The sequence below is a fragment of the Staphylococcus sp. FSL W8-1207 genome (assembly GCF_038003745.1).
In the GTDB taxonomy this organism is placed as follows: Bacteria; Bacillota; Bacilli; order Staphylococcales; family Staphylococcaceae; genus Staphylococcus; species Staphylococcus equorum.
Window position 1 is genome coordinate 58,981 of sequence record NZ_JBBOPU010000002.1, and the last position, 24,756, is coordinate 83,736.

Annotated in this window: 26 protein-coding genes; 6 read left to right on the forward strand and 20 right to left on the reverse strand. The window is 34.2% G+C overall.

Annotated elements, in window-relative coordinates; all coding sequences use genetic code 11:
• Positions 1-130: 130 nt before the first annotated feature.
• The 7 genes from NSR03_RS09910 to NSR03_RS09940 all read right to left on the reverse strand — a co-directional run bounded on the left by NSR03_RS09910 (position 131) and on the right by NSR03_RS09940 (position 6,795).
• Positions 131-673 carry a flavodoxin family protein gene (locus NSR03_RS09910; RefSeq protein WP_002508428.1) on the reverse strand — a complete coding sequence of 181 codons (543 nt, stop codon included), beginning with the start codon at positions 671-673 and terminating at the stop codon, positions 131-133.
• Positions 674-936: 263 nt separating this feature from the next.
• Positions 937-1,872, reverse strand: a complete 936-nt coding sequence (locus NSR03_RS09915; RefSeq protein WP_021339591.1) for an aldo/keto reductase — start codon at positions 1,870-1,872, stop codon at positions 937-939.
• 454 nt (positions 1,873-2,326) lie between these two features.
• Positions 2,327-2,668: a DUF1450 domain-containing protein gene (locus tag NSR03_RS09920; protein ID WP_002508430.1), complete on the reverse strand. Its 342-nt coding sequence runs from the start codon at positions 2,666-2,668 to the stop codon at positions 2,327-2,329.
• A 244-nt stretch (positions 2,669-2,912) separates the two neighbouring features.
• The gene (locus NSR03_RS09925; protein WP_021339590.1) at positions 2,913-3,881 is read right to left on the reverse strand and encodes a sugar phosphate isomerase/epimerase family protein; all 969 of its coding nucleotides are present in this window, start codon (positions 3,879-3,881) and stop codon (positions 2,913-2,915) included.
• Between the two features lie 30 nt (positions 3,882-3,911).
• On the reverse strand, positions 3,912-4,949 hold the full coding sequence (locus NSR03_RS09930; protein WP_031266058.1) for a Gfo/Idh/MocA family protein: 1,038 nt from the start codon (positions 4,947-4,949) through the stop codon (positions 3,912-3,914).
• Between the two features lie 28 nt (positions 4,950-4,977).
• On the reverse strand, positions 4,978-5,694 hold the full coding sequence (locus NSR03_RS09935; RefSeq protein ID WP_021339588.1) for a ThuA domain-containing protein: 717 nt from the start codon (positions 5,692-5,694) through the stop codon (positions 4,978-4,980).
• An 18-nt stretch (positions 5,695-5,712) separates the two neighbouring features.
• Entirely contained in the window at positions 5,713-6,795 is a 1,083-nt protein-coding gene (locus NSR03_RS09940; protein WP_340719219.1) for a Gfo/Idh/MocA family protein, read from the reverse strand.
• A 230-nt stretch (positions 6,796-7,025) separates the two neighbouring features.
• On the opposite strand from NSR03_RS09940, the gene NSR03_RS09945 reads away from it, so the two are divergent.
• Complete coding sequence (locus tag NSR03_RS09945) at positions 7,026-7,775, forward strand: MurR/RpiR family transcriptional regulator (protein ID WP_002508435.1); 750 nt, start codon at positions 7,026-7,028, stop codon at positions 7,773-7,775.
• Between the two features lie 66 nt (positions 7,776-7,841).
• Here the strand turns inward: NSR03_RS09945 and NSR03_RS09950 are convergent, their stop codons facing one another.
• From NSR03_RS09950 to pta, 6 genes are all read right to left on the reverse strand, one after another.
• On the reverse strand, positions 7,842-9,446 hold the full coding sequence (locus tag NSR03_RS09950) for an alpha-glucoside-specific PTS transporter subunit IIBC (RefSeq protein ID WP_002508436.1): 1,605 nt from the start codon (positions 9,444-9,446) through the stop codon (positions 7,842-7,844).
• A gap of 342 nt (positions 9,447-9,788) precedes the next feature.
• Positions 9,789-10,865 (reverse strand): phosphomevalonate kinase, encoded by a 1,077-nt coding sequence (locus NSR03_RS09955; protein ID WP_069820612.1) that lies wholly within the window; start codon positions 10,863-10,865, stop codon positions 9,789-9,791.
• A gap of 12 nt (positions 10,866-10,877) precedes the next feature.
• Positions 10,878-11,861 carry a diphosphomevalonate decarboxylase gene (mvaD, locus tag NSR03_RS09960; RefSeq protein WP_037553093.1) on the reverse strand — a complete coding sequence of 328 codons (984 nt, stop codon included), beginning with the start codon at positions 11,859-11,861 and terminating at the stop codon, positions 10,878-10,880.
• 5 nt (positions 11,862-11,866) lie between these two features.
• Positions 11,867-12,790, reverse strand: a complete 924-nt coding sequence (mvk, locus tag NSR03_RS09965) for a mevalonate kinase (RefSeq protein WP_021339584.1) — start codon at positions 12,788-12,790, stop codon at positions 11,867-11,869.
• A 599-nt stretch (positions 12,791-13,389) separates the two neighbouring features.
• Positions 13,390-14,226 carry a lipoate--protein ligase family protein gene (locus NSR03_RS09970; protein WP_069820611.1) on the reverse strand — a complete coding sequence of 279 codons (837 nt, stop codon included), beginning with the start codon at positions 14,224-14,226 and terminating at the stop codon, positions 13,390-13,392.
• Positions 14,226-15,212 (reverse strand): phosphate acetyltransferase, encoded by a 987-nt coding sequence (gene pta / locus NSR03_RS09975; RefSeq protein ID WP_069820610.1) that lies wholly within the window; start codon positions 15,210-15,212, stop codon positions 14,226-14,228. Before pta ends, NSR03_RS09970 begins: the two co-directional genes overlap by 1 nt.
• A 170-nt stretch (positions 15,213-15,382) precedes the next feature.
• Between pta and hemQ the strand changes: the two genes are divergently transcribed.
• From hemQ to NSR03_RS09990, 3 genes are all read left to right on the forward strand, one after another.
• Complete coding sequence (hemQ, locus tag NSR03_RS09980) at positions 15,383-16,132, forward strand: hydrogen peroxide-dependent heme synthase (RefSeq protein ID WP_002508442.1); 750 nt, start codon at positions 15,383-15,385, stop codon at positions 16,130-16,132.
• Between the two features lie 583 nt (positions 16,133-16,715).
• Positions 16,716-17,483, forward strand: a complete 768-nt coding sequence (locus NSR03_RS09985; RefSeq protein ID WP_172457968.1) for a threonine/serine exporter family protein — start codon at positions 16,716-16,718, stop codon at positions 17,481-17,483.
• An 11-nt stretch (positions 17,484-17,494) separates the two neighbouring features.
• The gene (locus tag NSR03_RS09990) at positions 17,495-17,947 is read left to right on the forward strand and encodes a threonine/serine exporter family protein (protein WP_002508444.1); all 453 of its coding nucleotides are present in this window, start codon (positions 17,495-17,497) and stop codon (positions 17,945-17,947) included.
• A gap of 236 nt (positions 17,948-18,183) precedes the next feature.
• Here the strand turns inward: NSR03_RS09990 and NSR03_RS09995 are convergent, their stop codons facing one another.
• The 4 genes from NSR03_RS09995 to NSR03_RS10010 form a co-directional block, all read right to left on the reverse strand.
• Positions 18,184-19,671: an APC family permease gene (locus tag NSR03_RS09995; protein WP_021339580.1), complete on the reverse strand. Its 1,488-nt coding sequence runs from the start codon at positions 19,669-19,671 to the stop codon at positions 18,184-18,186.
• 63 nt (positions 19,672-19,734) lie between these two features.
• Entirely contained in the window at positions 19,735-20,097 is a 363-nt protein-coding gene (locus NSR03_RS10000; protein WP_002508446.1) for a DUF423 domain-containing protein, read from the reverse strand.
• A 24-nt stretch (positions 20,098-20,121) separates the two neighbouring features.
• A complete protein-coding gene (locus NSR03_RS10005) occupies positions 20,122-20,511 on the reverse strand; it encodes a DUF5327 family protein (RefSeq protein ID WP_021339579.1) in 390 nt (129 codons plus the stop codon).
• Positions 20,512-20,513: 2 nt separating this feature from the next.
• Positions 20,514-21,182: a uracil-DNA glycosylase gene (locus tag NSR03_RS10010; RefSeq protein ID WP_256092537.1), complete on the reverse strand. Its 669-nt coding sequence runs from the start codon at positions 21,180-21,182 to the stop codon at positions 20,514-20,516.
• Positions 21,183-21,826: 644 nt separating this feature from the next.
• Here NSR03_RS10010 and thiD point away from each other — a divergent pair.
• Entirely contained in the window at positions 21,827-22,657 is an 831-nt protein-coding gene (gene thiD, locus NSR03_RS10015; protein ID WP_021339577.1) for a bifunctional hydroxymethylpyrimidine kinase/phosphomethylpyrimidine kinase, read from the forward strand.
• Positions 22,658-22,733: 76 nt separating this feature from the next.
• Here thiD and isaB read toward each other — a convergent pair whose 3' ends face one another.
• Positions 22,734-23,243 carry an immunodominant staphylococcal antigen IsaB family protein gene (gene isaB, locus NSR03_RS10020; RefSeq protein WP_069812730.1) on the reverse strand — a complete coding sequence of 170 codons (510 nt, stop codon included), beginning with the start codon at positions 23,241-23,243 and terminating at the stop codon, positions 22,734-22,736.
• A gap of 238 nt (positions 23,244-23,481) precedes the next feature.
• On the opposite strand from isaB, the gene vraX reads away from it, so the two are divergent.
• Positions 23,482-23,652 (forward strand): C1q-binding complement inhibitor VraX, encoded by a 171-nt coding sequence (gene vraX / locus NSR03_RS10025; protein WP_165349549.1) that lies wholly within the window; start codon positions 23,482-23,484, stop codon positions 23,650-23,652.
• Positions 23,653-23,915: 263 nt separating this feature from the next.
• On the opposite strand, the gene NSR03_RS10030 is transcribed toward vraX, so the two are convergent.
• Positions 23,916-24,356 carry an ASCH domain-containing protein gene (locus NSR03_RS10030; RefSeq protein ID WP_021339574.1) on the reverse strand — a complete coding sequence of 147 codons (441 nt, stop codon included), beginning with the start codon at positions 24,354-24,356 and terminating at the stop codon, positions 23,916-23,918.
• A 136-nt stretch (positions 24,357-24,492) separates the two neighbouring features.
• Positions 24,493-24,756 carry a hypothetical protein gene (locus tag NSR03_RS10035; RefSeq protein ID WP_021339573.1) on the reverse strand — a complete coding sequence of 88 codons (264 nt, stop codon included), beginning with the start codon at positions 24,754-24,756 and terminating at the stop codon, positions 24,493-24,495.

Consider the following 24,756-nt stretch of genomic DNA (forward strand, 5'->3'; position numbering starts at 1 on the left):
TCTCCCCCTATTTAGATAGGTAATAATAGCTACATTATAACATAATTTTAGTATTCAAAATACTTTATCTATCTAGAATAAAAATAGTTTGAACAACATAAATCATTTGCTCAAACTATCTTTAATATATTTACTTTTGGCCTAATGTTTGTTGCCATTCTTGTGCACGTTTTAATGCATAAACGTCCTTTTCAATATCGCCTGGCTTTTCAGCAGTACCAATAATATAACCTGATAACGTTGCGCCAATAAATTCCAAGCTATATTTCACTTGTGTGATACATGGCTTTCCTTTAACTTTCGGGAAATCTCCACCAACGATGATTAATCTAAAATCTTTTTTCGCCATTTCTTCTTTAAAATTTTTATAATTTGGGTCCATTAATGTTTCAGACCAATGATCGAAAAATGCTTTTACTGATGCCGATAAACTGTACCAATACACCGGCGAAGCAATAATAATCGTCTCACTCGCTAATACTTTATCAATAATCTCTTTATAGTCATCATTATATGATTCTATTACCTTATTATCATGTCTTACATCTCTAACTGGATTTAATTGATATTGTGTTAAATCTATCCATTCGTAGTCGTATCCTGCTATGGCCGCTTTAGTTAAATGAGCAGTGTTTCCCTCTGGTCGACTGCCCCCGAATAAAACTGTGATCATAATAATCTCCTTCTACTACTAAATTAATAATATATCTGTTGAGCTTTATAATTATACATTTTGACTATTTAGGTAAACTTAATTAATAATCCTACACTAAATAATGGAATTATTAAACAGAAAAATGAAAATACATTAATAAATTAAATTGTTTGCTCAAAAATAGTACTTTTCCAACATACTATTTATCTATATTTTTAGGTTTAAAGTTTATAAATATAAAAAGTAGATAAACACTACATGGTTCATCTACTTTAATGTTATTATTCTATTGGAAATAACTGTTCTATTTTTTCGATTTCCTCATTTGTTAATTTAAAATCAAGGGTTATTAAATTATCCACGACTTGGTTTGGTCGTTTGGCTCCCGGAATAATAACATCTAATGATGGTTTAGTAAGATAATACGCTAATACAACATGTACTACATCTACTCTATGATTATCAGCAATCACTCTGAGTTGATCTACTTTTTCTAAATTTTCTTGATATCTTTCACCTTGAAACTCTGGATTTTCAGCACGAAGATCATCAAATTTCGTGTTCTCTGTATATTTACCAGCTAATAGACCTGATACTAATGGGAAATATGGAATAAATGTAATATTATTTTCTGAAGTATATTCTAAAATCGCCTCATTTTTACGATTCAATAAATTATATTCCATTTGAACGACATCTACGTATCCATCTTTATTCGCTTCTTTTAATTGTTCTAAGCTGAAATTCGAAACGCCAATTGCTTTTATTTTGCCTTCGTCTTTTAATTCTTTTAAAGCTGCTACGGCTTCATTTTTAGGTGTTGATTCATCTGGAAAATGAATATAATACAAATCAATATAATCTAATTGTAGACGTTTTAAACTTTGTGCCACCTGCTCTTTTAAGAATTGCGGATCATTCGAGACTTGTACATTTCCGTCTTCATCAAAATAATGTGCACCCTTCGTAGCTATCGCAAATTCTTCTCTCGTAAATTCTTTTACTGTCTCCCCGACAAGTTCTTCTGAACGTTCAGGTCCATAGATAAATGCCGTATCTAATAAATTAATATCATTTCTAATTGCTGTACGTACAGTTTCTTTCCCTTGTTCTTCATCTAAATTATTATAAAAGTTATGACCACCTACTGCGTTCGTTCCTAAAGCAATGGGTGATACTTTAACATCTGATTTACCTAATTGTACTTTTTCCGCCAAACTTCTTCAGCTCCTTATATTAAATATGAATCGCGTATTTTAAAATACGCTTTCTATATTTATGCTCGTTAGCCTCGCAATATTATTGAACAACCTTTTGCACGTCTTTATAAATCAATAGCTAAAAACCGGTGTGCAAAGAACCATTAAAATTTAATTGTTTCACTAACTTCATAATTTGTATTTACCCTTTTCAGTTCATTTTATATGTGTTTTCATAAATAAATTGTATTTTTAAACCATTTCATTACTTTTATCAACAAATGAACCAAATATAATACTGTCTTTATAGAATTTATCATGATAATTCTAATATATTAAATAAATTGCTTGGACCAGAACAACACTAATTGCTATAAAAAACACAAAAAACAGCAGTGCAACTTAAATTCATAAGTCTCACCACTGCTCATTCACTTTCAAATATTATCAATATAAACATTGCATCTATATGTTATTTCGCACTTTTTCGCTGTGCGAGTTTCTCTTTCAATTTTCTATCTTGTTCTTCTTTACGACGTTTACGCAACTCATTACGCTGTCTCAAGCGCTCTTCTTCTTCTGGATCTCTTGGTTTTTGTAACTGTTTCATTACTTTTTCCATGAGTTCTTCTTCTGTTAGTGCAGCCAGCGGACGGTTATTAACAAACGCAAATGTTTTTCGTCTGCCTGGCCCACAATAGGATTGACAGCCAATCTCTATTTCAGCTTCAGGGTCTAATTTCGTCAACTTTTTTTCTAATGATTTACAATCCACGCCCTGACAATCATCACAAATCAGAAACTTATTTTGCAACTACACCCTCACCTTTCTAGTAATATACAGAGTCAAAAATCCTATGCTAATTTAATATGTATAGGTGCACGCATTCACATTTTTTGTATTTACAACTCTAATTATTTTACTCTTTTTAGTAAAAATTTCAAGTTTTTAATTATATTGTTTGCCTATTATGACTTGATTCAAGTTGTCTTATAAATAAAAAAGTGAACTTAGTATATGCTTTTATATTCGCATACTAAGTTCACTTCATCGACTTTTAAGTCCACCATAAATCTGGTGCAGGATTTTCTATATTTACTGATTTCAAATTATTTACTGCTTTAGTAAAACCTTCTTCAATCGACATAATCGGATCTTCATGTTCGATACTTACGACATAATCATAGCCATTGATTCTCAATGCGCTAATGATTTCTCCCCATACTTGTGGGTTATGACCATAGCCTACAGTTCTAAATGTCCAAGCACGCGTTTGTACATTGCCATAAGGTTGCATATCCGTTAAACCATACATATTTACATTTTCTTGATCAATGTATGTATCTTTAGCGTGAAAATGGTGAATTGCATTTTCACGACCTAAAATTTTAATTGCAGCAACTGGATCGATACCTTGCCACCACAAATGACTAGGGTCTAAGTTAGCACCAATCGCATCATTTGTCGCTGCTCTTAATTTCAACAATGTATAAGGGGTATGTACTAAAAATCCCGCATGTAGTTCAATTGCGATTTTGACACCTTGTTCTTTTGCGTAATCTGCTGCTTTTTTCCAATATGGAATTAGTTTTTCTTCCCATTGCCATTCTAATATTTCAGAATAGGCTGTTGGCCATGGCGTTACTGGCCAATTAGGATATTTTGCTGTTTCATCCGAACCAGCCACACCTGAAAAAGTATTAACCACTGGCACATTTAATAAAGCCGCTAATTTTATTGTTTTAAACAAAGTATCATGCGCATCTTGTGCATGATCTTGATTTGGTGAAATTGGATTATTGTGACAGCTAAAAGCACTAATGCCTAAACCACGTTGTTGTATTTTTTCTAAATATTCAGCTCTTTTACTTTCATCTTCTAATAATTCATCTAAAGGGCAAAATTGATTACCTGGATTACCTCCAGTACCTAATTCAACCATATCAACACCCGCATCAGCTACATAGTCCAACATTTCTTCAAAAGTCTTATCTTGAAATAATACTGAGAACACACCAATTTTCATAAATTAAACCCTCCTCAAAATTTTAAAACATTACAATCGAATACTATGTCCTTCTGTGCTGCTTTGATATATCGCATCTATTAATATATTAATTTTTTGCGCTTGTTCAGGTTGTACGACTAACGCTTCATGCCCTAGACAACTGTTCACAAAATTAAGTGCTTGTCTCTGGGCTGCAATTTCTTCATCATGTGCTGCATCGGCTTGTTCTGTAAAAAACGTGCCAAACCGTGGTTGGTATATTTCAAAGGGATATAAACTTATGCCACCGTCCACACCTGAAATACTTATATGTTTTGTATCTTCTTTAATATTTGCTGACCAGGAACATTCAAATTGCATCGTTGAATGATTTTCAAAAGTAATGAAGCTCGTGACATGATCATCTACATCAAACGTTTCATGATCAAATTCTCCCCAGTCATTGATTTGATTCGGCGTTTTGCTTAGTCTGTTATATGTTTTACCTAGGACTTCAATGGGTTCAACATCTTTTAATAACCATAATGACAAATCTAACAAGTGACATCCGTAATCGATCAGACTACCGCCACCTTGCAATGTTTTATTCGTAAACACACCCCAACCTGGCACTTTTCTTCTACGTAAGGCTTGTACACGTGTGACAAGCGCATCACCAACCACGCCCTCATCCACAGCATTTTTTGCGGTAATCGCAGCATCCGTAAATCGATAATGATAGCCTATAGCCAATAATTTGTCAGCACGCATAGCAGCTTTAACCATCTGTTCGCATTCTAATTGATTCATCGCCATCGGTTTTTCACAAAACACATGGACACCCGCTTCTAAAGCCGCAATAGAAATTTCTGCATGGAATTTATTTGGTGTGCAAATAGCTACGGCATCAACCTTTTCAAACATAGCTTCATAACTTTCAAACACTGTACCAATTGCGAATCTATCCGCTACTGTTTTTGCCAGTGTTTGATTGACGTCTTGCACTGCCACAATTTCAGCAAGATGACTTAAATTTTGAAATGCAGGAATATGTCTGCCTTGCGCAATACCACCACAACCAATAATCCCGATTTTCAATTTTTCCACATTCTCCATAGTAATCAAACTCCCAACCCTATTTTTCTTTTATTTCTTCTAACGGTTGAGCATTGCCATATTGATGTTTCGGTGTATTGGAATTACATGCCCATTTCACACCATTTTTAATGACTTGTTGGATGTTGGCATTATAATATGTCGGATAACTTTCATGACCTGGTCTGAAATAGAATATTTTGCCATTACCCCTTTTAAAAGTTGCTCCGCTTCTAAAGACCTCTCCGCCTTCAAACCAGCTAATAAAGACTGTTTCATCAGGTGCTGGAATATCAAAATGCTCTCCGTACATTTCTTCTTTTTCTAATTCAAAATATGAATCTAAGCCTTCAGTAATCGGATGTGTCGGATCAACTACCCATAACCTCTCTTTTTCATCTGCTTCTCTCCACTTAAGGTCACAAGTGGTACCCATTAAGTTTTTGAATATTTTCGAGAAATGTCCAGAATGTAACACAACAAGCCCCATGCCATCCAATACACGTTGTTTCACTTTTTCGACAATGACATCTTCAACTTCATCATGAGCTTTATGCCCCCACCAAACTAATACATCTGTGTTTGCTAATACATCATCTGTCAGGCCATGTTCAGGTTCGTCTAGTGTCGCTGTCTTAACTTGGTGTTCAGCCTCTAGAAAAGAAGCTAATGCTTTATGAATGCCTTCTGGATAAACTTTTTTTACTTCAGCACTTTCTTGTTCATGACGAAATTCATTCCAAATTGTAATATTCAATAGTAAGCTCCCCTTTGATTAATGTTTATTTAAGTATACCGCTTTTCCTGTTTTTGCAGATTCATATATCGCTTCTAATATTTGAGTCACTACAAATGCTTCTTTCGGTTTTACGACTGGCTCAGTATCATGAATAATATTATTTATCCAAGCACGTGCTTCTTCTTCAGCTTCATCGATTTTTTCACTTTCATAAAAATCAACACCTGCATTATCTACTTCAATTTGAGATGTATATAAAGTGCCGAATGATTCACCATGGATGCGCAAACCATCTTTCATATCAGCGCCACCATGCGTACCTGACAATGCACATTTCGCTTCATCCACGTCTAATGAATTGAGTGCCCAACTAGATTCTAAGATAATCGTTGCGCCATTACGCATCTTAATAAAGCCAAACGCTGAGTCTTCAACAGTAAATTTATCTGGATCCCATGATCCCCAAGCATTTGCCGCATTGTCTTGTTTACCTAATTTATGAAAAGTAGATCCCATAACAGACTCTGGCTCGTAATTATCCATCATCCATAATGTTAAATCTAAGGCATGTGTACCAATATCAATTAATGGTCCGCCTCCTTGTTTCTCTTCATCTAGGAACACACCCCATGTAGGAACTGCACGACGTCGAATTGCTTGTGCTTTACTATAATAAATATCTCCTAAGTCTCCACGTTGCGTCACCTTCCGTAGATGTTGACTGTCTGCTCTAAATCTATTTTGATAACCAATTGTTAATTTTTTATTATTTTGCTCCGCTGCATCAATCATTTCGCGTGCTTCGTCTGAAGTTTTAGCCATTGGTTTCTCACACATTACATGTTTACCCGCATTTAATGCTGCGACTGTAATATCCTTATGTGTATTATTCGGCGTACACACATGTATGACTTCTATAGATTTATCTTCGAGTAACTGTTTGTAATCTTCATATATTGCAGCATTGTTTATACCATATGTTTCCGCTGCAGATTCAGCTTTCGCTATGTCTATATCGCAAAAAGCGACCATAGTTTCTTCTGAAATTTTTTCTAAACTTGGCAAATGCTTACCATTAGCTATGCCACCGCATCCAATTATTCCAATTTTCACATTCATAAGACTCATCCCTTTATATTAAATTTATCCAACCTTTAAAGTAACCGCTTACAAAATTTCGTATTACATTTAAGCTTTATTTCTTTTAAAAGCTTAATACATTAGTTTCATATTAAAATACAATATTAAAAATACCAATAAATTTGACGTATTTAGATTTTATATATTAACATTAGAATATATTTTTAAATTTCGGAAAATTTTCCAATGAATAGGTGGAATCTGCACATATGGTACTTGATCATCTTATAAATAAACACTTTGAAGAATTAACTGAAAATGATTTACATATCATCAATATCATACGTCAAAATATGGATGACATGTCAGCTATGAAAATTCATGATTTAAGTAAACTGACGCATACTTCCATCTCAACGATTCATAGACTCGTTAAAAAAATGGGGTTTGAAGGCTATAGCAACTTTAAGTTTTACTTAAAAATGGAAAACAACACGCAACCATCACATTTAGCAAACACTGACCCGATTGTCGAAGATGTGCAAAGAACCGTAGAACACCTTGAAATGTTCGACTATAAACTTTTAAACCGTTTATTAGAAGATGCACCTTTCGTCTATATATTCGGTACAGGCATGGCTCAGCAAAATGTGGCTCGGGAAGCCCAACGTCATATGCTTTCTATCTCTAAACGCTCTATTGTAGTTAATGATGAAAATGAATTGCGCTTAGCAATAGATCAAATGTCTCCAGAAGATTTACTTTTCATCATCTCTCTATCTGGTGAAACTAAAAATTTAAAAGAACCTATTCAACTCATTAAATCACGTGAATTGCATTACGTCTCTATCACAACACTACATGACAATTATATTGCCAAAAATGCAGCATTCAATATTTACGTCAACAGTGCGCCAATGCAATTTTTTAATAATACGGAATATTACAGTTTCACTCCATATTATGTGGTTTTTGATTTTATCGCTAGAACATATCACAACTACAAAATTTCCAAATAATGATACAAATTATATGATGTAAAGCAACGATAGTGTTGACTTTACATCATATTTAATTTTGTAGCCTTACGCATCGTGCTTAATAATTTGCTCTGCCGCTTCTCTCACTTGTGGAACCGAAAGCCCTACGATGACTTGCACGTTTTTACCACTTTTCACAAGACCATGCGCGCCACCTACTGTTTTAAAATAATCAGCTTCTTCTACTTTTTCAGGATCTTTAACAGTCACACGTAATCTCGTTGCACAATTTGTTATATCAGCAATATTTTCAGTGCCACCCAAGCCTTCTAAATAAATCGCAGCTTTTGTTTCATATTCGTTTTTATCACTATTTTTTTTATTTTTATTTTCCTTATAATCACGCTTCGTATAGAGCTTAGCATCTATATCATCATCCTTCTCTCTACCTGGCATAGGTATATCCATTTTTAGTATGATAAATCTGAATAAATAATAATAAATGAATATGAATATAATACCTATAATAAATTGAGCAACGTAAGTTCCCCAATGAGAACCAAATAGTGGAATCCAATTGGTTGCTGCAATTTCAATGAAGCCACCACCTAAATTACCTACGAGACCAAACCCATGCATAATTGTTACCATTGTTGCTCCAAGTATAGCGTGGATTAAAAATAGGAACGGTGCTATAAAGATAAACGTAAATTCTAAAGGCTCTGTAATACCTGCAAACACAGCTGTTAAAGTAGCCGCTAGTAATAATGCCCCAACTTCTTTCTTTTTATGTGCTTTTGCTGTTGAATATATCGCAAGTGCTATACCAATTGAACCGAACATTTTAATATTACCTTGTAATAAAAATCCACCACCGGGGAAAATTTCTTTTAGTGGTTTTGTTGTTTGCGAATACTCAGTTAAATGAGAAATCCAGTATGATTTTATACCACCATCGACCACTGCCGGTCCATATTCAAATGGTGTATATATGAAATGATGTAACCCTGTCGGAATTAAAATTCGTTCTAAAAAGTGGAAGAGCCATACGCCCACATAACTTGATGAAGCTAAAAATACTTGTAACGAAGCAATCCATCCTTGAACAATAGGCCATCCCCAACTTGTTAAAAAAGCTAAAGGTATCATAGCAAAAAATGCAATCATGACAACAAACGGCGAACCTTGGAATATTCCTAAAGACTCTGGCAATTTCTTATCATAATATCGATTATGTAACCAAATCGCGATGCCTGAGATGATGAGTGCACCGATAATATTTGTATCTAACGTTTTAATACCTGCAAGTTCCGTAATACCTGTGACTTCTCCAGCATCACCCTTAAAGTCCACGCCAAAAGCAGGTCCCCATGTCGTTAATATGCTATTTATAAAATAATTAAACATCATATAAGTTACTACCGAAGACATTACTGCATGACCAGCTGATTTTTTAGCTAGTGAAATAGGTAAGCCGATAACGAAAATAAGTTCTATATTTTCAAATACAGTCCATCCACCATTTTCAATTAATGACCATATTTGAAACCATAAACCATTAGGATCAGCTAGCTGACCCATAATCGCCTCGTTTTTAAACAGTGTAGCTATACCAATAATAATCCCGAAAAATGGAAATAGTAATACTGGAACAATCATTGCGCCACCAAATCTACGAATTGCATCTCCAAACTTACGTCCGAAATTCATAATAATCACCCTTCTATCACCGCACTATTGTAAGCGCTTTCTTAAGATGATCGTATGCTTTAATCTCAATGAGTTCAATAACATTTGTACATTTAGACAATTGATTTCTACAACTGAATTTATTTCCATTAAGAGGTAAATTTTCCATAGAGTGATATTAGATGTATTCTGACTAACGACTACGTATTATGAGTTGATTAGCAATGGTCGATGGGTTTGGTTTATGGGTTTGGTTTATGGGTCTGGTTGATTCGCAGTTTACTTTTATTCAATTTCAGCAAAAAAAAGACAGTAATGAGCAGGACATATATTTATGCCTCAGCTTCATACTGTTCATTTTCATTATTGACCGTGATATATATTAAACTCCAAAGGTTTTACTTCATTTTCTGACCATTCATCGTAAATGCGTTGTTTATTAATACCTTTATTGATTATCGTGATGCCACAATCTCCACCGCCTGCACCTGATGTTTTGGCAGCACCGCCATATTTTTCAGCTACAGAACACAACACTTTTAAATGCGCAGTTTCAATATCAACTGTCGCTTCTTTATCCATAGATTGAATAATTTCACGGTTGATGCGAATCATTTGTTGCACACCTTTAATATGATTCGTTTTAAAAGCATGTATCAACTTCTCAACACATAAATGAGAGCGTTCCAAGAATTTACCATAAAAGGTAGGGTCTGATTTCAAGCGTTTCACTTCACTCACTAAATGGTGTGATGAAGCTGGTGAGCCAGTCCAACCTATAAGCACTTCCATATTCTCTGGTGGCTGTAATGGTTCGATATGAAGTCCAGGCCAGTTTTTATTCAATACATCATTAACTGACGTATCTTCGATTTGCTGTGATACCCATTCATGATCAAACGTACTATAAGCTAACCAGCCAGTATAAACACTAACAGCAATATCACCACAAGAACTTAAACTCTGTAACTTCATATTTGCAATAACTGCAAGTTTGTAAATATATAAATTAGATAAATGCATACCATAAAATTCATTCAAAGCTTTAACCACTGATACCAAGACAGCTGCACTAGAACCTAAACCATATTTATGCCCATTTGTATCGTCTAAATTACTATCAATTGTTAAATTGAAATGTTTTAAAGGCATATTATTACTTCTTACAAATTGTTCAAAGATTTCAATTGCTGTGATGACATACTTCAATTGTTTAGCCGCATTTAAATCTGAAACTACAATTTTATCTTCACGTCTTTGAAATGTGACTGGTTCATGATGTAAAGTCTTAGAATGTATCGTGCCTTGAGTTGTATTTGAATCTTCAATAGAAGCAGTTACAAAGCGATCTACTGCGATTAATATTGATTTATATCCAGGTTCGACAACTGCGTATTCACCTGCAATGTATAGCTTCCCTGGTGCTTTAACTTGAATCATTTCATCTCTTCCTTACTCAATAATTTCTACGCCTGTACGTGTAATGTCGCTCGCAATGATTTGGTCTTCTTTAAACGATTTATGTAATGCATCAATAACCGCTTGTTTATTTTTCTTTTCTACTAAAATTTTAACATTAGGGCCTGCGTCCATCGTAAAGTAACAAGGATGACCCGCCTTACGACATTGGTCTACGATATCCATCACTAAGTAACTGTCATCGACCATATAAGTGAACGGCGGTTGAGCACCTAAGTTTGTTGCATGCATGCGTAAACCATTGGCTTCAATCACTTCACCTAATTGTTTAAAATCTTTTTGATTTATTGCATGTTTAACTGACGCTATGTCCTCATCCACATGGTCTAACCAATATTGATAAAAACGTGATGTATCACGTGTAAGTGACATACCGGCACGACTTGAAACTTTTTTCGATTTATTATTAATGACTACAAATATCATTGCTAAATCGTCTTCCCAATTATCTGCTTCAACAGGAACACTGTACGATGTCTCATCATCATACCCTTTTTCCCATTCTACAAAACCGCCATAGATACTTCTAGAAGCTGATCCTGACCCCCTACGTGCCAATCTAGATAACGCTTTGCCTGTTAACCCAAGATTCAAAGCTGCATCACAAGCTGCTGCTAATGCCGCATAAGCACTTGCTGAAGATGCTAATCCTGCTGCTGTAGGGACATAATTATCACTTTCAATATAGGCAAACATTGAGGTTTGACTTAAGTCGCGGAACACATCCATAAAACGGTGTATCTTAGCCGCTTCTGCGTCATTGACTGCTTGACCATTCAAAATAAGCGTATCTTTAGTATAGCTTTCATCAAATGTCACTTTAGTTTCAGTATAAAAGCGATCTAATGTAACCGACAAACTATTATTCATCGGAATAATATAAGTTTCATCAGCTTTACCCCAATATTTTATTAGCGCAATATTTGTATGTGCACGTGCTTTACCACTATTAACCAACGTCATTAACCTCCTAAATATTCAATCCATGTGTGATGTGCGCCTAAGTCTTGCGCACTTTCAACAATTTTCTCAGCCACTTCTAAGGTTGAAGCAAGTACAATCATACTACCACCGCGACCGCCGCCAGTTAATTTTCCAGCAATGGCGCCTTGTTGTTTACTTGCCTCAAGTAATGTTTCAATTTTATTATGGCTTACCGTTAATGTACGTAAGCTTTCTTGACACAAATTAAAGATAGAGGCTAATTTTTCGAAGTTATGATGCTCTATAGAGTCACTTGCTTCATATACAAGTTGACCAATATGTTTCACATGTTCTAAGTACGTACTATCTTCTTTACATAAATTATGTACATCTTCAACTGCTTGTTTCGTAGAGCCGAGTACGCCAGTATCAATAACAATCATGTAACCATGCAATTCTAATGGCTTTAATGTCGTTACTTTACCTTGCTTAAACCATACTGGCTTATTCGATACAATCGTTTGTGTATCAATGCCACTTGGTTTACCGTGTGCAATACGTTCCGCCCAATTAGCTTCTTCTATCAACAACTCATCAGATAATGGTTTGTTGAGGTAATCGAAACTTGCACGCACAAAAGCAACCGCCATTGCAGCACTTGAGCCTAGTCCTCTAGATGGTGGTAAGTTTGTATCAATCGAAACTTTTATAGGTGTTTGGATTTCATATTTTTCTACAAAACGAGTAATTACTGCCTTTAAATGTTCAGGTGCATTAATTAACTCACCTTCATATACATCACTTTTAATACATGAAGAAAGAGGTTCTTCTATAGATTCTATTTTCGCTCTCACTTTCCCGGTCGTAAATGGAATCGCTATTGCTGGCTCGCCAAATGTAACAGCATGTTCACCAATTAATATTACTTTTCCATTCGCTTCCCCATATCCTTGTTGTGTCATATTCTCAATCACCTTTAGTATTTTCTTTAGTTTTATATTTTAAGTAAGCTACACATTACAGACAACACTGATTTTAATCATTTCAGAACACCACAATGCATTCTGCTTGAAATTTCCCAGGAAATTCCGTGTTTTAAAGTCTCGTTGTTAGCCAATCTAATATGTCTTTTATCATTATTAATTTGAAAAGACTGCTCGTATTCTATAGGAAAATACTCAACCTTAACTAATTTTACACACATTATTATACATTATCTCATAAATTTTATATTATGCCATACAACTCTAGTCATAGTTACTTGGTTTATTTTTAATTAAATAACAGAAAGTGCTTTTTCAAAAGTTAATACCTGCTACTAATTATAATCAATACTTTTCCATTATAAAACTCTATAGTCTTATATTCAAAAAGTTAACATGATTTTACGGAAATTTATTTAAATTAGTTAGTTTTAAACTACACTTTTCCTATATTACTTATTTAGTTTCTATAATTCAACAATTAGAAAGATTTATGTCAATATTTTTTATATTAACTCTAAAAAAGACCAGAGCCGTTACTTTAATAAAAAAGTACCGTTTCTGGTCTTAATAATGATTTAATCCATTGCTTGATTCATCTTAGCGTTACGTTCAATCATTTTTTCAAAATAACATTCATAGCGTTGCCATTCATCATCTGTTATAGGTTCCATATTTAATCGTCCACCTAAATCTTTAAGCGCGTATAATAACTTAAACATTACGTCTTGAACAGTGATTGCTTTGCCTAATAATGACTCTAATGACGCCATGCATTGTGGATCTATATTTGGATAAGTAAATTTTGTTTCTTCATCCTTTAACGCGCGTTTATAAAAAGACTTCATCATATCGGCGCGTTCACTGCCATCACCTTCTACACAAAGATATACTTGTACAGCAATGCCGCCACGTACTCGCCTTTGTGAAATGCCTGCAAATTTTCGTCCATTAATACTTAAATCAAATTTCCCTGGACAATATGAACGTTCAATTTCGTGTGTTTCAATCTCTACGTCTTCATCTTCAAACATTTTTGAAACCAATAAATACATTACTGTAAAAGCTTCGTCTATTGTAATGTCATGTTTACCTTTAAATAGGAGAGAAATATTGAGTATACCTTGGTCTAAGACGACACCTAGGCCACCTGAATTTCTAACAATCGCATTATAGCCACGTTCTTCAGTAAGATAACGAATACCATCTTGTAAAAAAGGTAGGCGTGAATCATGGATACCTAAAATGATTGTATGTTGGTGTATCCAAGTACGTACAACATTACATGATAAATCTTTGCCAACACTTTCCGAAAATGTATCATCGAATGCAAATGATTGCATAGGCGCTAACCCAGAAGAATGGTCAATATAACGCCAATCTATACCATTAAAGTATTTGCTTGCTAAATCCATTATTGTAATGTTTGCGCAGCAGTGATGATTGATAAATTATACACGTCTTCTGTTGAACAACCACGAGATAAATCATTCACTGGAGAATTAAGTCCTTGTAGTACTGGACCTACTGCATCAAAACTGCCTAAACGTTGTGCAATTTTGTATCCAATATTACCGGCTTCTAAACTTGGGAAGATAAATACATTAGCATTACCTTGTATTTTTGCGTCTGGTGCTTTTTTCTTAGCAACTTCAGGTACGATTGCTGCGTCAAATTGGAATTCACCATCTACAACAACATCTTCAATATTGTCAGTTTCAATTTTCTCTTGCGCTAAGTTCACTGCATTTGCTACTTTTTCAACATCGTCTGATTTTGCAGAGCCTTTTGTTGAAAAACTTAACATTGCTACACGCGGTGTCATGTCAAAGCTTTTAGCAGTTTTTGCACTCTCTACTGCAATTTCAGCTAAGTCTTGTGCTTCAAGTGTTGGATTGATTGCGCAATCGCCGAAGATATATTGTTCTTCTCCTTTAATCATAAAGAAAACGCCAGATGTTTTTGAAACGCCAGGTTTCGTTTTAATAATTTGTAACGCTGGGCGAACTGTATCGCCTGTAGAATGTGCTGCACCGCTGACTAGTCCTTCAGCTTTACCAGTATAAACAAGCATTGTACCAAAGTAGTTTACATTTTTTAGCATTTCTTGTGCTTGTTCTTCAGTCGCTTTACCTTTACGGCGTTCAACGAAAGCAGTTACTAATTCTTGTTTCAATTCACTTGTTTCTGGATCGATAATCTCAATGTTAGTAATATCTAATCCTTTATCATTAGCTAAAGTCTTCACATTAGCTTCATTACCTAATACTACTGGTGTAACATATTCTGTATTTTGTAATTGTGTTGCTGCTGTTAATACGCGTTCATCTTCACCCTCAGGTAATACGATTCTCACATTTTTTCCTGAAAGTTTTTCTTGTAATACATCTAATAAAGACATAGGGGCCTCCTCGAAATTTAAATCTATTTATTTACACTATATAGTATACGTTATTTTTTTATAGAATTCCATGTCACCAATTTGTAATCATTTACTTATGTTTTAACAGTTTCTTTATGGTAGAATTTTATAGTGAAGACATAGAAATTTTCACAAAGGAGCGATTTACAATGCCACAAGTACCAGAAACGTTAGACGGTTGGTATAGTTTACATTTATTATATGCTATTGATTGGACTACTTTACGTTTAGTTCCAGAGGAAGAACGTCAATCTCTCGTGGAAGAATTACAATCGTTTTTAGATAAGCACGAAGAAGCACGCACAAATAATGCAGGAGATCATGCATTTTATAATATTAATGGTCAAAAAGCAGACCTTCTTTTATGGGTATTACGTCCAGAAATGAAAGATTTAAATGCTTTTGAAAATGAATTTAATAAATTGAAAATTACAGATTTCTTAATTCCAACATATTCTTATGTTTCTATCATAGAATTAGGTAATTATCTTGCAGGAAAATCTGATGAAGATCCATATGAAAATCCTCATATTAAACCAAGATTATTCCCAGAATTACCTCGTACTGAATACATTTGTTTCTATCCAATGGATAAACGTCGTGGTGAAACATATAACTGGTATATGTTACCACTTGAAGATAGAAAGAAACTTATGCATGATCATGGCATGATTGGTCGCCAATATGCAGGTAAAATCAAACAATTCATCACTGGATCTGTTGGTTTTGACGATCATGAATGGGGCGTAACACTTTTTGCAGAAGACCCACTTCAATTCAAAAAAATTGTTTATGAAATGAGATTTGATGAAACAACTGCACGCTACGGCGACTTTGGTAGTTTCTTCGTAGGTAATATCATCACAAAAGATGTCTTACAAGATCTATTTTCATTATAAAATACAATAAACGTTTCCGTTCATATTAATGGAATTGTTTAAGACTGTCGGCAAAGTATCTAACTTTGTCGACATTTTTTATACATTTTCATAATTCGTTACTTGTTCTTACTCGCTCTTACTCGCTCTAGATTTCAACATGTTGTTACTTAAGGTTCGGAAGCTTACGCTTGCATAACTCGCTCTAGCATTCAACTAGTCGAATGCAGAGCGAGTAAAAAAAGGCCCACTTGCTATTGAACAAGTGTGCCTGAGTCTGTGTAGTGTGTTTGGGAGAACTTTAATCACTACTTAATTTAATATTAACTGTTAAATATTGTCGCTACTCAATATTTGTCTGAAACAGCTAACTAATATTATTTTAGCCTATTTGCGAAATTTGAAACATATTTAAATTACTTAAATTGTATAAAATGTTATATTTTAAATTTTATAAAGCGTATAAGTTACTTTCTGATTCTTCTAACAATTTTTAAGAGTAAAGTGTTACAATAAAAATTATTAACTCAATAACTTATTCCTATGCTATGAATACAAAAACATAGCTTTAGTTAAATACTTCATTATTGGTGATTAAATGACAATATACAATCAAACAGTTGAAAGTTACGATGAAAGAATGGCGAAAGATGTTATTTTGCTCGCAGGACGTATCCTGTTGGAATCTGGTGCAGAAGGTTCCAGAGTTGAAGATACAATGACTCGAATTGCAACTACATTAGGCTATCCAGAAAGCAATAGTTTCGTAACAAATACAGTAATTAACTTCATGTTACATAACGAATCTTATCCTAGGATTTTCAGGATTAAAACACGAGATACAAATCTTCATCGCATATCAAGAACAAATGGCATATCTAGGCGTCTTGCTTTAGGTGACATTTCACTTGAAGATGCCTTTCAAGAACTGCAAAAAATATATCACGAACAAAGCATTAACCATGATCTAATTTTCAAATTTATAGCTGCCGCTATTATCGCAGCGAGTTTTTTATATCTTCAAGGTGGCATCTTAACAGATGTACTTACTGCTATTTTGGCTGGGTCCTTTGGCTTCATTGTTGTAGAAACGCTTCAAAGAAAACTACATGCTCAATTTATCCCAGAATTTATGGGCGCAATTGTCATCGGCCTCATAACCGTTTCAGGGCATCATTTAATACCCGGTGGTTCGATATCTACTATCATAATAGCTTCAGTGATGCCTATCGTGCCTGGTGTATTAATCACGAATGCCATTCAAGATTTATTCGCCGGTCATATGTTACTATTTACCACTAAATCACTAGAAGCCCTAGTGACTGCTTTTGGTATAGGCGCCGGTGTTGGTACTATACTCATTATTTTTTAGGAGCAATGTCTATGTTTTGGATTTTAAATTTAATATTTAGTTATACTGCTTCCCTTTTCTTTGGTGTGATATTTGATGTACCAAAACGCCTATACAACACAGTTGGTATTGTAGGTGCGTGTGGGTGGATGTTTTATATTTTATTTTATGAAGGTTTTCAATTCCATACTATATATTCTAGTTTCTTTGGAAGTATTGCGTTAGGTATGCTGAGTCACATCATGGCTCGTTATAAAAAGGAACCCGTAATTATATTTATGGTTCCAGGTATTATTCCACTCGTTCCTGGTGGCCTTGCATTCGATGCAACAAAAAACTTAATCTTATTAGAATTTAGTAAAGCCATTAATACAATGCTAGAAGTGACTTTAATTGCTGGTGCTATCGCTTTAGGATTACTTTTTGCTGATCAAATATCAAAGCTTATTGTATCTGGTACGAAAATACGTAAAAAAAGAATTTAAAATGCATGATACTAAATCAAAAACCTGAGAAAAATCATTTGTAATAATGATTTTTCTCAGGTTTTTTGTTACTCGCCATTTCTATAATCAAACCTCTAATAATAAAAGCCCTCCAATATAAACACTTTTAATGTGTCTGTATTGAAGGGCGTATATGAAATTATATAATCCAAGTTTAAATGTTAGAATTACATAATTTTACATGCAAAAAACATGATTATTATTCACAAAAATAACTAGGTGTTCGCTTTATCTGATTTATTTTTATTAATTAAATCTACTATTTCATCTTCTGATTGATTTAAAATAAGTTTACTTAATCTGTCATTATCCATATTTTTCAGTTTTGGATAGCGTACAACAAAGAAAATCAAACCAATGATTAACCAACCGCCTAATGCGATATAAGATGGTGTTGAAAGTGCCGCTGGTGACCCAGGAACTAATAATAATAGTAAGAATACAAATGAAACGATTGAACCTAATATCGCAAATACTTTGTATACAGGTCCGTATGTGTTACTTGATTTATCAAAACTAAAGAGTCTTGCTGCTGATAAACATGTAATAAAATAAGCAATTGATACACCTGTTGAAGACATATCAACAATCCATGTTAATGCAGTACGACCTAGCCACGGTGCAATTAATGTAACAGACACTAAAAAGAAAATTGCAATATAAGGTGTCTTATATTTTTTATGCAATTTACTAAATACAGAAGGCATAATGCCTGAGCGTCCCATTGAGAATAATAAACGGCTTGAACTCATCAAGAATCCATTTAAACCAGTGAATATCCCCATCATAATTGCGATTGCTAGCACTGCTAAACCAATGTAACCAAATGCCTCTTGTGTCACAGCACCTGTTAACCATAAATTACCGTTTAAACTTGTAGATGAGCTACTTAACCAACTTGTGTATAAAATCATTAATACATAAGTAAATGCTGCGGCAAGTAAACTATAAACGATTAATTTAAATGTTTTATTCGGCGCAAAATCAAATTCTTCTGCTGTTTGTGGAATATTATCAAATCCAACATATGCCCATGGCGCTACTGCCACAATCATAATAATGGATGTAAACCAACCTTCTTTTTCATTCGTTAACGGTTGTAAATTTTCAAAAGAGAAGTTATTCCCGAAGAATGAACCGAAAAATAGTAATACGATTGTTATAACCATTGCTACACAGAAATAAAATTGTAGAGATCCTGATACACTTGCACCTTTAATTGCTATAAACATAAAGACAATTAATAATAACGATGCGATAAGAATCTCAGTTATATAAACATCCCATCCTGCAATAGTATATAACTTACCAGTTTCTAATATATCTGGTAGTAAGAACTTAATTAATAAACTAAATGCTGTTGCGTTTAAAGCTACAACACATATATATCCAAAAGTTAAAAACCAGGATGAGAAGAAACTAACGTACCTTCCAAATCCTAAAAAACTAAATGCAAATGCTCCACCTGAAACTGGAAAACGTTCAACTAAAGCACCATAACTTACTGCAATCAGTATCATTAATAATGCACCAATTACAATACCTATCGCTGCAGATATAGGGCCTGATTGACCAATCCAGTCACCAGGTAGGATAAATGCACCCCAACCTATACATGAACCATAGGCTATAGCCCATACAAATTTCTCAGATAAGTTTTGTTTTAAATCTCCTCTATCTATTTGCTTATCATTTTGACTCATAAATAAAATTCACCTCATGGACTGTATTATACCCACAAGATGAATTCTATAACAATTAAAAATTTATAATTTAAATGTTCCGATAATAAGCATTAACCAACCTACTATGAATAAAACCCCACCGATTGGCGTAATTGCGCCAAGGATACGAATTTGAGTTAATGCCAAAATGTATAATGAGCCACTGAAAAAGACAATACCGAAGAACATGAGCCAACCTGCCCAATTCACGTTAATTGAAGTTGTACCACTAATGATACCAAGCGCAAGTATGCCTAAACCATGATACATTTGGTAAGTCGTTGCTTTTTCCCATACTGATAAATATTTTGCTGATAGTTTATTTTCTAAGCCATGTGCACCAAATGCGCCAGTTCCTACTGCCATCATTGTGTTCAATGCACCTAATATAATAAATACTTTCATCATGCTATTTACTTCCCTTCTTAATTAAAAATCAAATATTGAATCTCCATTACCTATTTCATCATCTGTAACCAACTTGTTAGCTGTAAGTGATGTGTCAGAAACGCTATTTTGTGGCGCTGGTTGTGATGTTTTACCGCCCATCGCTCGAATCTCTTCCTCAGATACAGCTGGTTTTTTAGAAGCTGATTGGGTTTTTGAAGTACCATTACTTACTATAGTAGATGTTTGAAATGACGAAGAAACATCATACGTATTATCTTTATAACTTTTATGCTGACTTGTCGACCCTGTAACAAGTGAAGTCAACGTATGAATAGCATAAATATGCTTTTCAAATTCAGCATTATTATTTGCTTCGTCCGCTGCTACTAATTCTTGCTCAATTAACTGTATAACCTTATCTTTTTCCATGTTTATGCCTCACCTTCACACCAATTCACTGGTGCTTTACCATTTTCTTGTAAATACATATTTGTTTGAGAATATGGTTTTGAACCAAAGAAACCACGATAAGCAGATAAAGGACTTGGATGTGGAGACTTAATAATATGATGTTTTGATGTATCTATCAATTTGACTTTTTGTTGTGCGGGTTTTCCCCATAAAATAAACACAACATTTTCTAATTGTTCAGATACTGTTTTAATCACTTCATCTGTGAAAAGTTCCCAGCCAATTTCTTTATGTGAATGTGCTTCACCTTGGCGAACAGTCAGAACTGTATTCAATAACAAAACACCTTCGCGCGCCCAATCTTGTAAATGTGGCGTTGTTCTTTCACAACCTATGTCCTCTTTAAGTTCTTTATACATATTACGCAACGAAGGTGGAAACTTAGCATCTGGTTGTACTGAGAAAGCTAAGCCATGTGCTTGATTCGGTCCGTGATATGGATCTTGACCTAATATGACAACTTTCACTTGTTCAAATGGTGTTAAATCAAATGCTTGATAAACATTCTCTCTATCTGGGTATACAATTTCTGTTGTATATTCTTTTTCTAAAAATTCGTGCATCGCACTAAAGTCATGTCGTGTAGTAATTTCATGAAAAACATCTGACCATTCCATATTCCCTCTCACCTCAGTTTGTATTTTAACATATAAAGTGGTTCTTCTTGTATTCACAAGAATAGAACCACTTATGCATGAACTTCAGCTCAGGTAATCCTTTTAAAATCCACGTGCAAGAAATTATGCGCGTGAAGAAGTAGTTCTTGCGTTAGCAAGTTTAGCGCTACTTATGCAAGTGCCTTAGCACTTGTAAACCTTTAAACCAGCGCAGGCGAACCATTATTTCTACTTTGTATTCACAAGAATAGAACCACTTATGCATGAACTTCAGCTCAGGTAATCCTTTTAAAATCCACGTGCAAGAAATTATGCACGTGAATAAGTAGATCTTATGCATGTAAAGTAGTACTTCTTGCGTTAGCAAGTTTAGCGCTACTTATGCAAGTGCCTTAGCACTTGTAAACCTTTAAACCAGCTCAGGCGAACCATTAATTCTACTTTGTATTCACAAGAATAGAACCACTTATGCAAGTGCATCAGCACTTGTATAACTTTAAACCAGCTCAGGTAACCCTATTTCTCTTCATCAAAAATAAAATTAATCTACCTTATACAAAGTAGTTAAATATTGCTCGCTATTTAAAAGGTCATTATTTAGAATACTCGACAAACGTGGTATGATATGTACAAAAGAAATTTAGGAGTGAAGATTCATGGCATTGAAAAAAACATTAACGATTGCAGGTTCAGACACAAGTGCAGGGGCAGGTATGCAAGCAGATTTAAAAACATTTCAAGAGTTAGAGACATACGGCATTGTTGCTCTGACATCAATCGTTACAATGGATAAAGCGACATGGTCTCATGACGTAACGCCAATTCCATTTGATGTATTTGAGAAACAATTAGAGACAGCAATCTCAATCCACCCAGATGCTGTGAAAACAGGTATGCTCGGTACACAAGAAATAATCAAACGTGCTGGTGAAGCATATGTAGAATCTGGCGCCGACTACTTTGTCGTTGATCCAGTAATGGTCTGTAAAGGCGAAAACGAAGTATTAAATCCTGGCAACACTGACGCAATGATTGAACATTTATTACCTAAAGCAACTGTCGTAACACCAAATTTATTTGAAGCAGGACAACTTGCAAACCTAGGTACTTTAAAATCAATAGATGATATGAAAAAAGCTGCTAAAATCATTCATAAACAAGGCGCACAGCATGTCATTATTAAAGGTGGAAAAGCTTTAGATCAAGATAAATCTTATGACCTTTACTATGATGGTGAACACTTCTACCAATTAACTACTGATATGTTCCAACAAAGCTATAATCATGGTGCAGGCTGTACTTTTGCTGCAGCAACTACTGCGTATTTAGCCAACGGCAAAACACCAAGAGAAGCAGTTATTGCTGCCAAAGCTTTTGTTGCTTCTGCAATTAAAAATGGTTGGAAGATGAATGACTTTGTAGGTCCGGTTGACCACGGTGCATATAACCGTGTTGAACATATTGATGTTGACGTTACAGAAGTTTAAAAACAACGCTATCAATAAAATAAACCAAGTAGAAATTAAATATATTTCTACTTGGTTTTTGTATATTAAATATGCTTTATGATACTGTCACACTCGTTACATAACCATCACTCATATGAAATACGATATAACCTTCGCCTACTTTATACCCATACAAACCATCGGAGCTATTTACTTTGTCCCCATGAAGCGGTGGTTGATATTCAAAGTTTTGTCCAAATTGCACTCTCATATCTTGTAAACTTACTGCATCTTCCGCTATCTCAAATTCTACTGAATTAGCTTTATTACCATTTACTTTTTCAAATTTTTGATCATAAATTACTTTGCTCTCAGAACCTGAATCATATTTACTATTCACTTTAATATCGTTAAAAGTAACATTACCTGCTTTCAATCCATTATAAAATGCTTGATCTAATAAAAAATCTCCACCTTGAGCTGTGTAGCCTTGATACTCATAATAAGGTTGCGTCGTTTCTGCTTGTGCTTCACTTTGTGATATGTCTTCGTTAGCAATGCTTAGGCCTACTGTAGTTCCAAACACAATACTACATGCTACAAAAGTCTTTGCAATTTTTTTCATACATTATCACTCCAAGCTTGAATTTTAAAACACGATACATCTCAGTTACAATTTACACTATGATTCAACAAAGTTCAATTCTAACCCTTTTGCTTCACTCACCATTTTCACATACTTTTTACTTTTTAAATCATATACGACATAAGACCGATACGAAGTTGATACTGAAGACTCATGTATTTTCCAAGTAAATCTATTAGTATATTAAGTGTAGAGAGAAAAAGGAGGGAATCACAGCATGATTATCTACAAACAGGCTTTTGAAAATGGTAACCCAATATATGAAATTAACACTAAAACTTTCAAAACAATTTCTGTTAAATTTGATGAAAATTTCAGCATGAATGAATTATATAAGTTACTCTCTCTACTTGAAAGTGATGTTGATAATATGAAACTAACCTATTAATAACATTTACTTTACACCTAAGACTTTTCAAAATTTAGCTTTAAACAGATTACAGAAGAACATATATGCAATAAACTCCCCTTTAGAAATTAGAAGTTTAAAAAGAATAAAGGCAACATAAGTTGTCCCCTTATGTTGCCTTGACTAACACAACCCTATAAACACTCACCCTATGAGCGGTACACAGTTAGACAAAGATTGTCCCCTTTGTTGTGCTTGGAGAGAATACTCGAAGCAGTTCTAACTTATGTACCGCTCGTTTTTTATACATACAATAACTTAAATTCTTCACACACCATGATTTCTGATTCATCAAAAGGAATACCTAATTCAGCATAATATGATTCGAAAAATTCGATATGTGCTTGGCGCCAATATGCCAATGACTTATCTCCTTCACCTTCAAGATATGCATGATGTTCAGTAACATCATTAAATGGCGTTTGATAAACACGTGTAGTTTCAATGATACATTGCGGGTTTCCTTTTTCATTTAATACAACACTGATATCACCGACTTGTGGTAACGCTTCTTCCTCTACTTTATAAGACGATAATCCACTTGTCGTCGCAGTTTTCATGCCCTTTTTCACTAAATCAGCTAATTCATCTTCGTCAACACCAAAAGACCAAGCATCAAATTGCACACCTTTATATTCAGGAAATGCTTCGATAAAAGATCTCCAATATGTTTCTACTGTCATAGTTATCCTCCTAGTATACTTGTTACTTCACTTATTATTGTATCGTACTCTTTTAAATTAACACAAAAAAGTACTCGCCAATGCATTATATACTCATCATTTGTATACACCTTGAACACCATAACTAATTCAACATTTATATTTTCACAATAAAAATTTTTACATCACCGCTTTGATTAGAAATAACCATTTTTTCGTTTGTTACAAGTTCAGAATTTAAAGATTCATTTATTTCAACCGATGCCATGTATTTCACTTTGTATGCTACCCATGCTAATTTTTTGTTTGTAAGTGCTAGCTGCACAATCAATTGACCAGGCACTATATGTTGATGCACTGGGTTTTGATCATTAATTAAGCCTAAATATTCATTCACTTGTTCTGTTGTTATTTGTATCAT

What these genes read in the sequence shown, in the direction of transcription:
- NSR03_RS09910 (WP_002508428.1), bottom strand. Translation starts at nt 673, where the DNA reads ATGATCACAGTTTTATTCGGGGGCAGTCGACCAGAGGGAAACACTGCT.
- NSR03_RS09925 (WP_021339590.1), bottom strand. Translation starts at nt 3,881, where the DNA reads ATGAAAATTGGTGTGTTCTCAGTATTATTTCAAGATAAGACTTTTGAA.
- NSR03_RS09940 (WP_340719219.1), bottom strand. Translation starts at nt 6,795, where the DNA reads ATGAATGTGAAAATTGGAATAATTGGATGCGGTGGCATAGCTAATGGT.
- NSR03_RS09945 (WP_002508435.1), top strand. Translation starts at nt 7,026, where the DNA reads ATGGTACTTGATCATCTTATAAATAAACACTTTGAAGAATTAACTGAA.
- NSR03_RS09950 (WP_002508436.1), bottom strand. Translation starts at nt 9,446, where the DNA reads ATGAATTTCGGACGTAAGTTTGGAGATGCAATTCGTAGATTTGGTGGC.
- NSR03_RS09955 (WP_069820612.1), bottom strand. Translation starts at nt 10,865, where the DNA reads ATGATTCAAGTTAAAGCACCAGGGAAGCTATACATTGCAGGTGAATAC.
- mvk (WP_021339584.1), bottom strand. Translation starts at nt 12,790, where the DNA reads ATGACACAACAAGGATATGGGGAAGCGAATGGAAAAGTAATATTAATT.
- NSR03_RS09970 (WP_069820611.1), bottom strand. Translation starts at nt 14,226, where the DNA reads ATGGATTTAGCAAGCAAATACTTTAATGGTATAGATTGGCGTTATATT.
- pta (WP_069820610.1), bottom strand. Translation starts at nt 15,212, where the DNA reads ATGTCTTTATTAGATGTATTACAAGAAAAACTTTCAGGAAAAAATGTG.
- hemQ (WP_002508442.1), top strand. Translation starts at nt 15,383, where the DNA reads ATGCCACAAGTACCAGAAACGTTAGACGGTTGGTATAGTTTACATTTA.
- NSR03_RS09990 (WP_002508444.1), top strand. Translation starts at nt 17,495, where the DNA reads ATGTTTTGGATTTTAAATTTAATATTTAGTTATACTGCTTCCCTTTTC.
- NSR03_RS09995 (WP_021339580.1), bottom strand. Translation starts at nt 19,671, where the DNA reads ATGAGTCAAAATGATAAGCAAATAGATAGAGGAGATTTAAAACAAAAC.
- NSR03_RS10000 (WP_002508446.1), bottom strand. Translation starts at nt 20,097, where the DNA reads ATGAAAGTATTTATTATATTAGGTGCATTGAACACAATGATGGCAGTA.
- NSR03_RS10005 (WP_021339579.1), bottom strand. Translation starts at nt 20,511, where the DNA reads ATGGAAAAAGATAAGGTTATACAGTTAATTGAGCAAGAATTAGTAGCA.
- thiD (WP_021339577.1), top strand. Translation starts at nt 21,827, where the DNA reads ATGGCATTGAAAAAAACATTAACGATTGCAGGTTCAGACACAAGTGCA.
- isaB (WP_069812730.1), bottom strand. Translation starts at nt 23,243, where the DNA reads ATGAAAAAAATTGCAAAGACTTTTGTAGCATGTAGTATTGTGTTTGGA.
- vraX (WP_165349549.1), top strand. Translation starts at nt 23,482, where the DNA reads ATGATTATCTACAAACAGGCTTTTGAAAATGGTAACCCAATATATGAA.
- NSR03_RS10030 (WP_021339574.1), bottom strand. Translation starts at nt 24,356, where the DNA reads ATGACAGTAGAAACATATTGGAGATCTTTTATCGAAGCATTTCCTGAA.
- NSR03_RS10035 (WP_021339573.1), bottom strand. Translation starts at nt 24,756, where the DNA reads ATGATACAAATAACAACAGAACAAGTGAATGAATATTTAGGCTTAATT.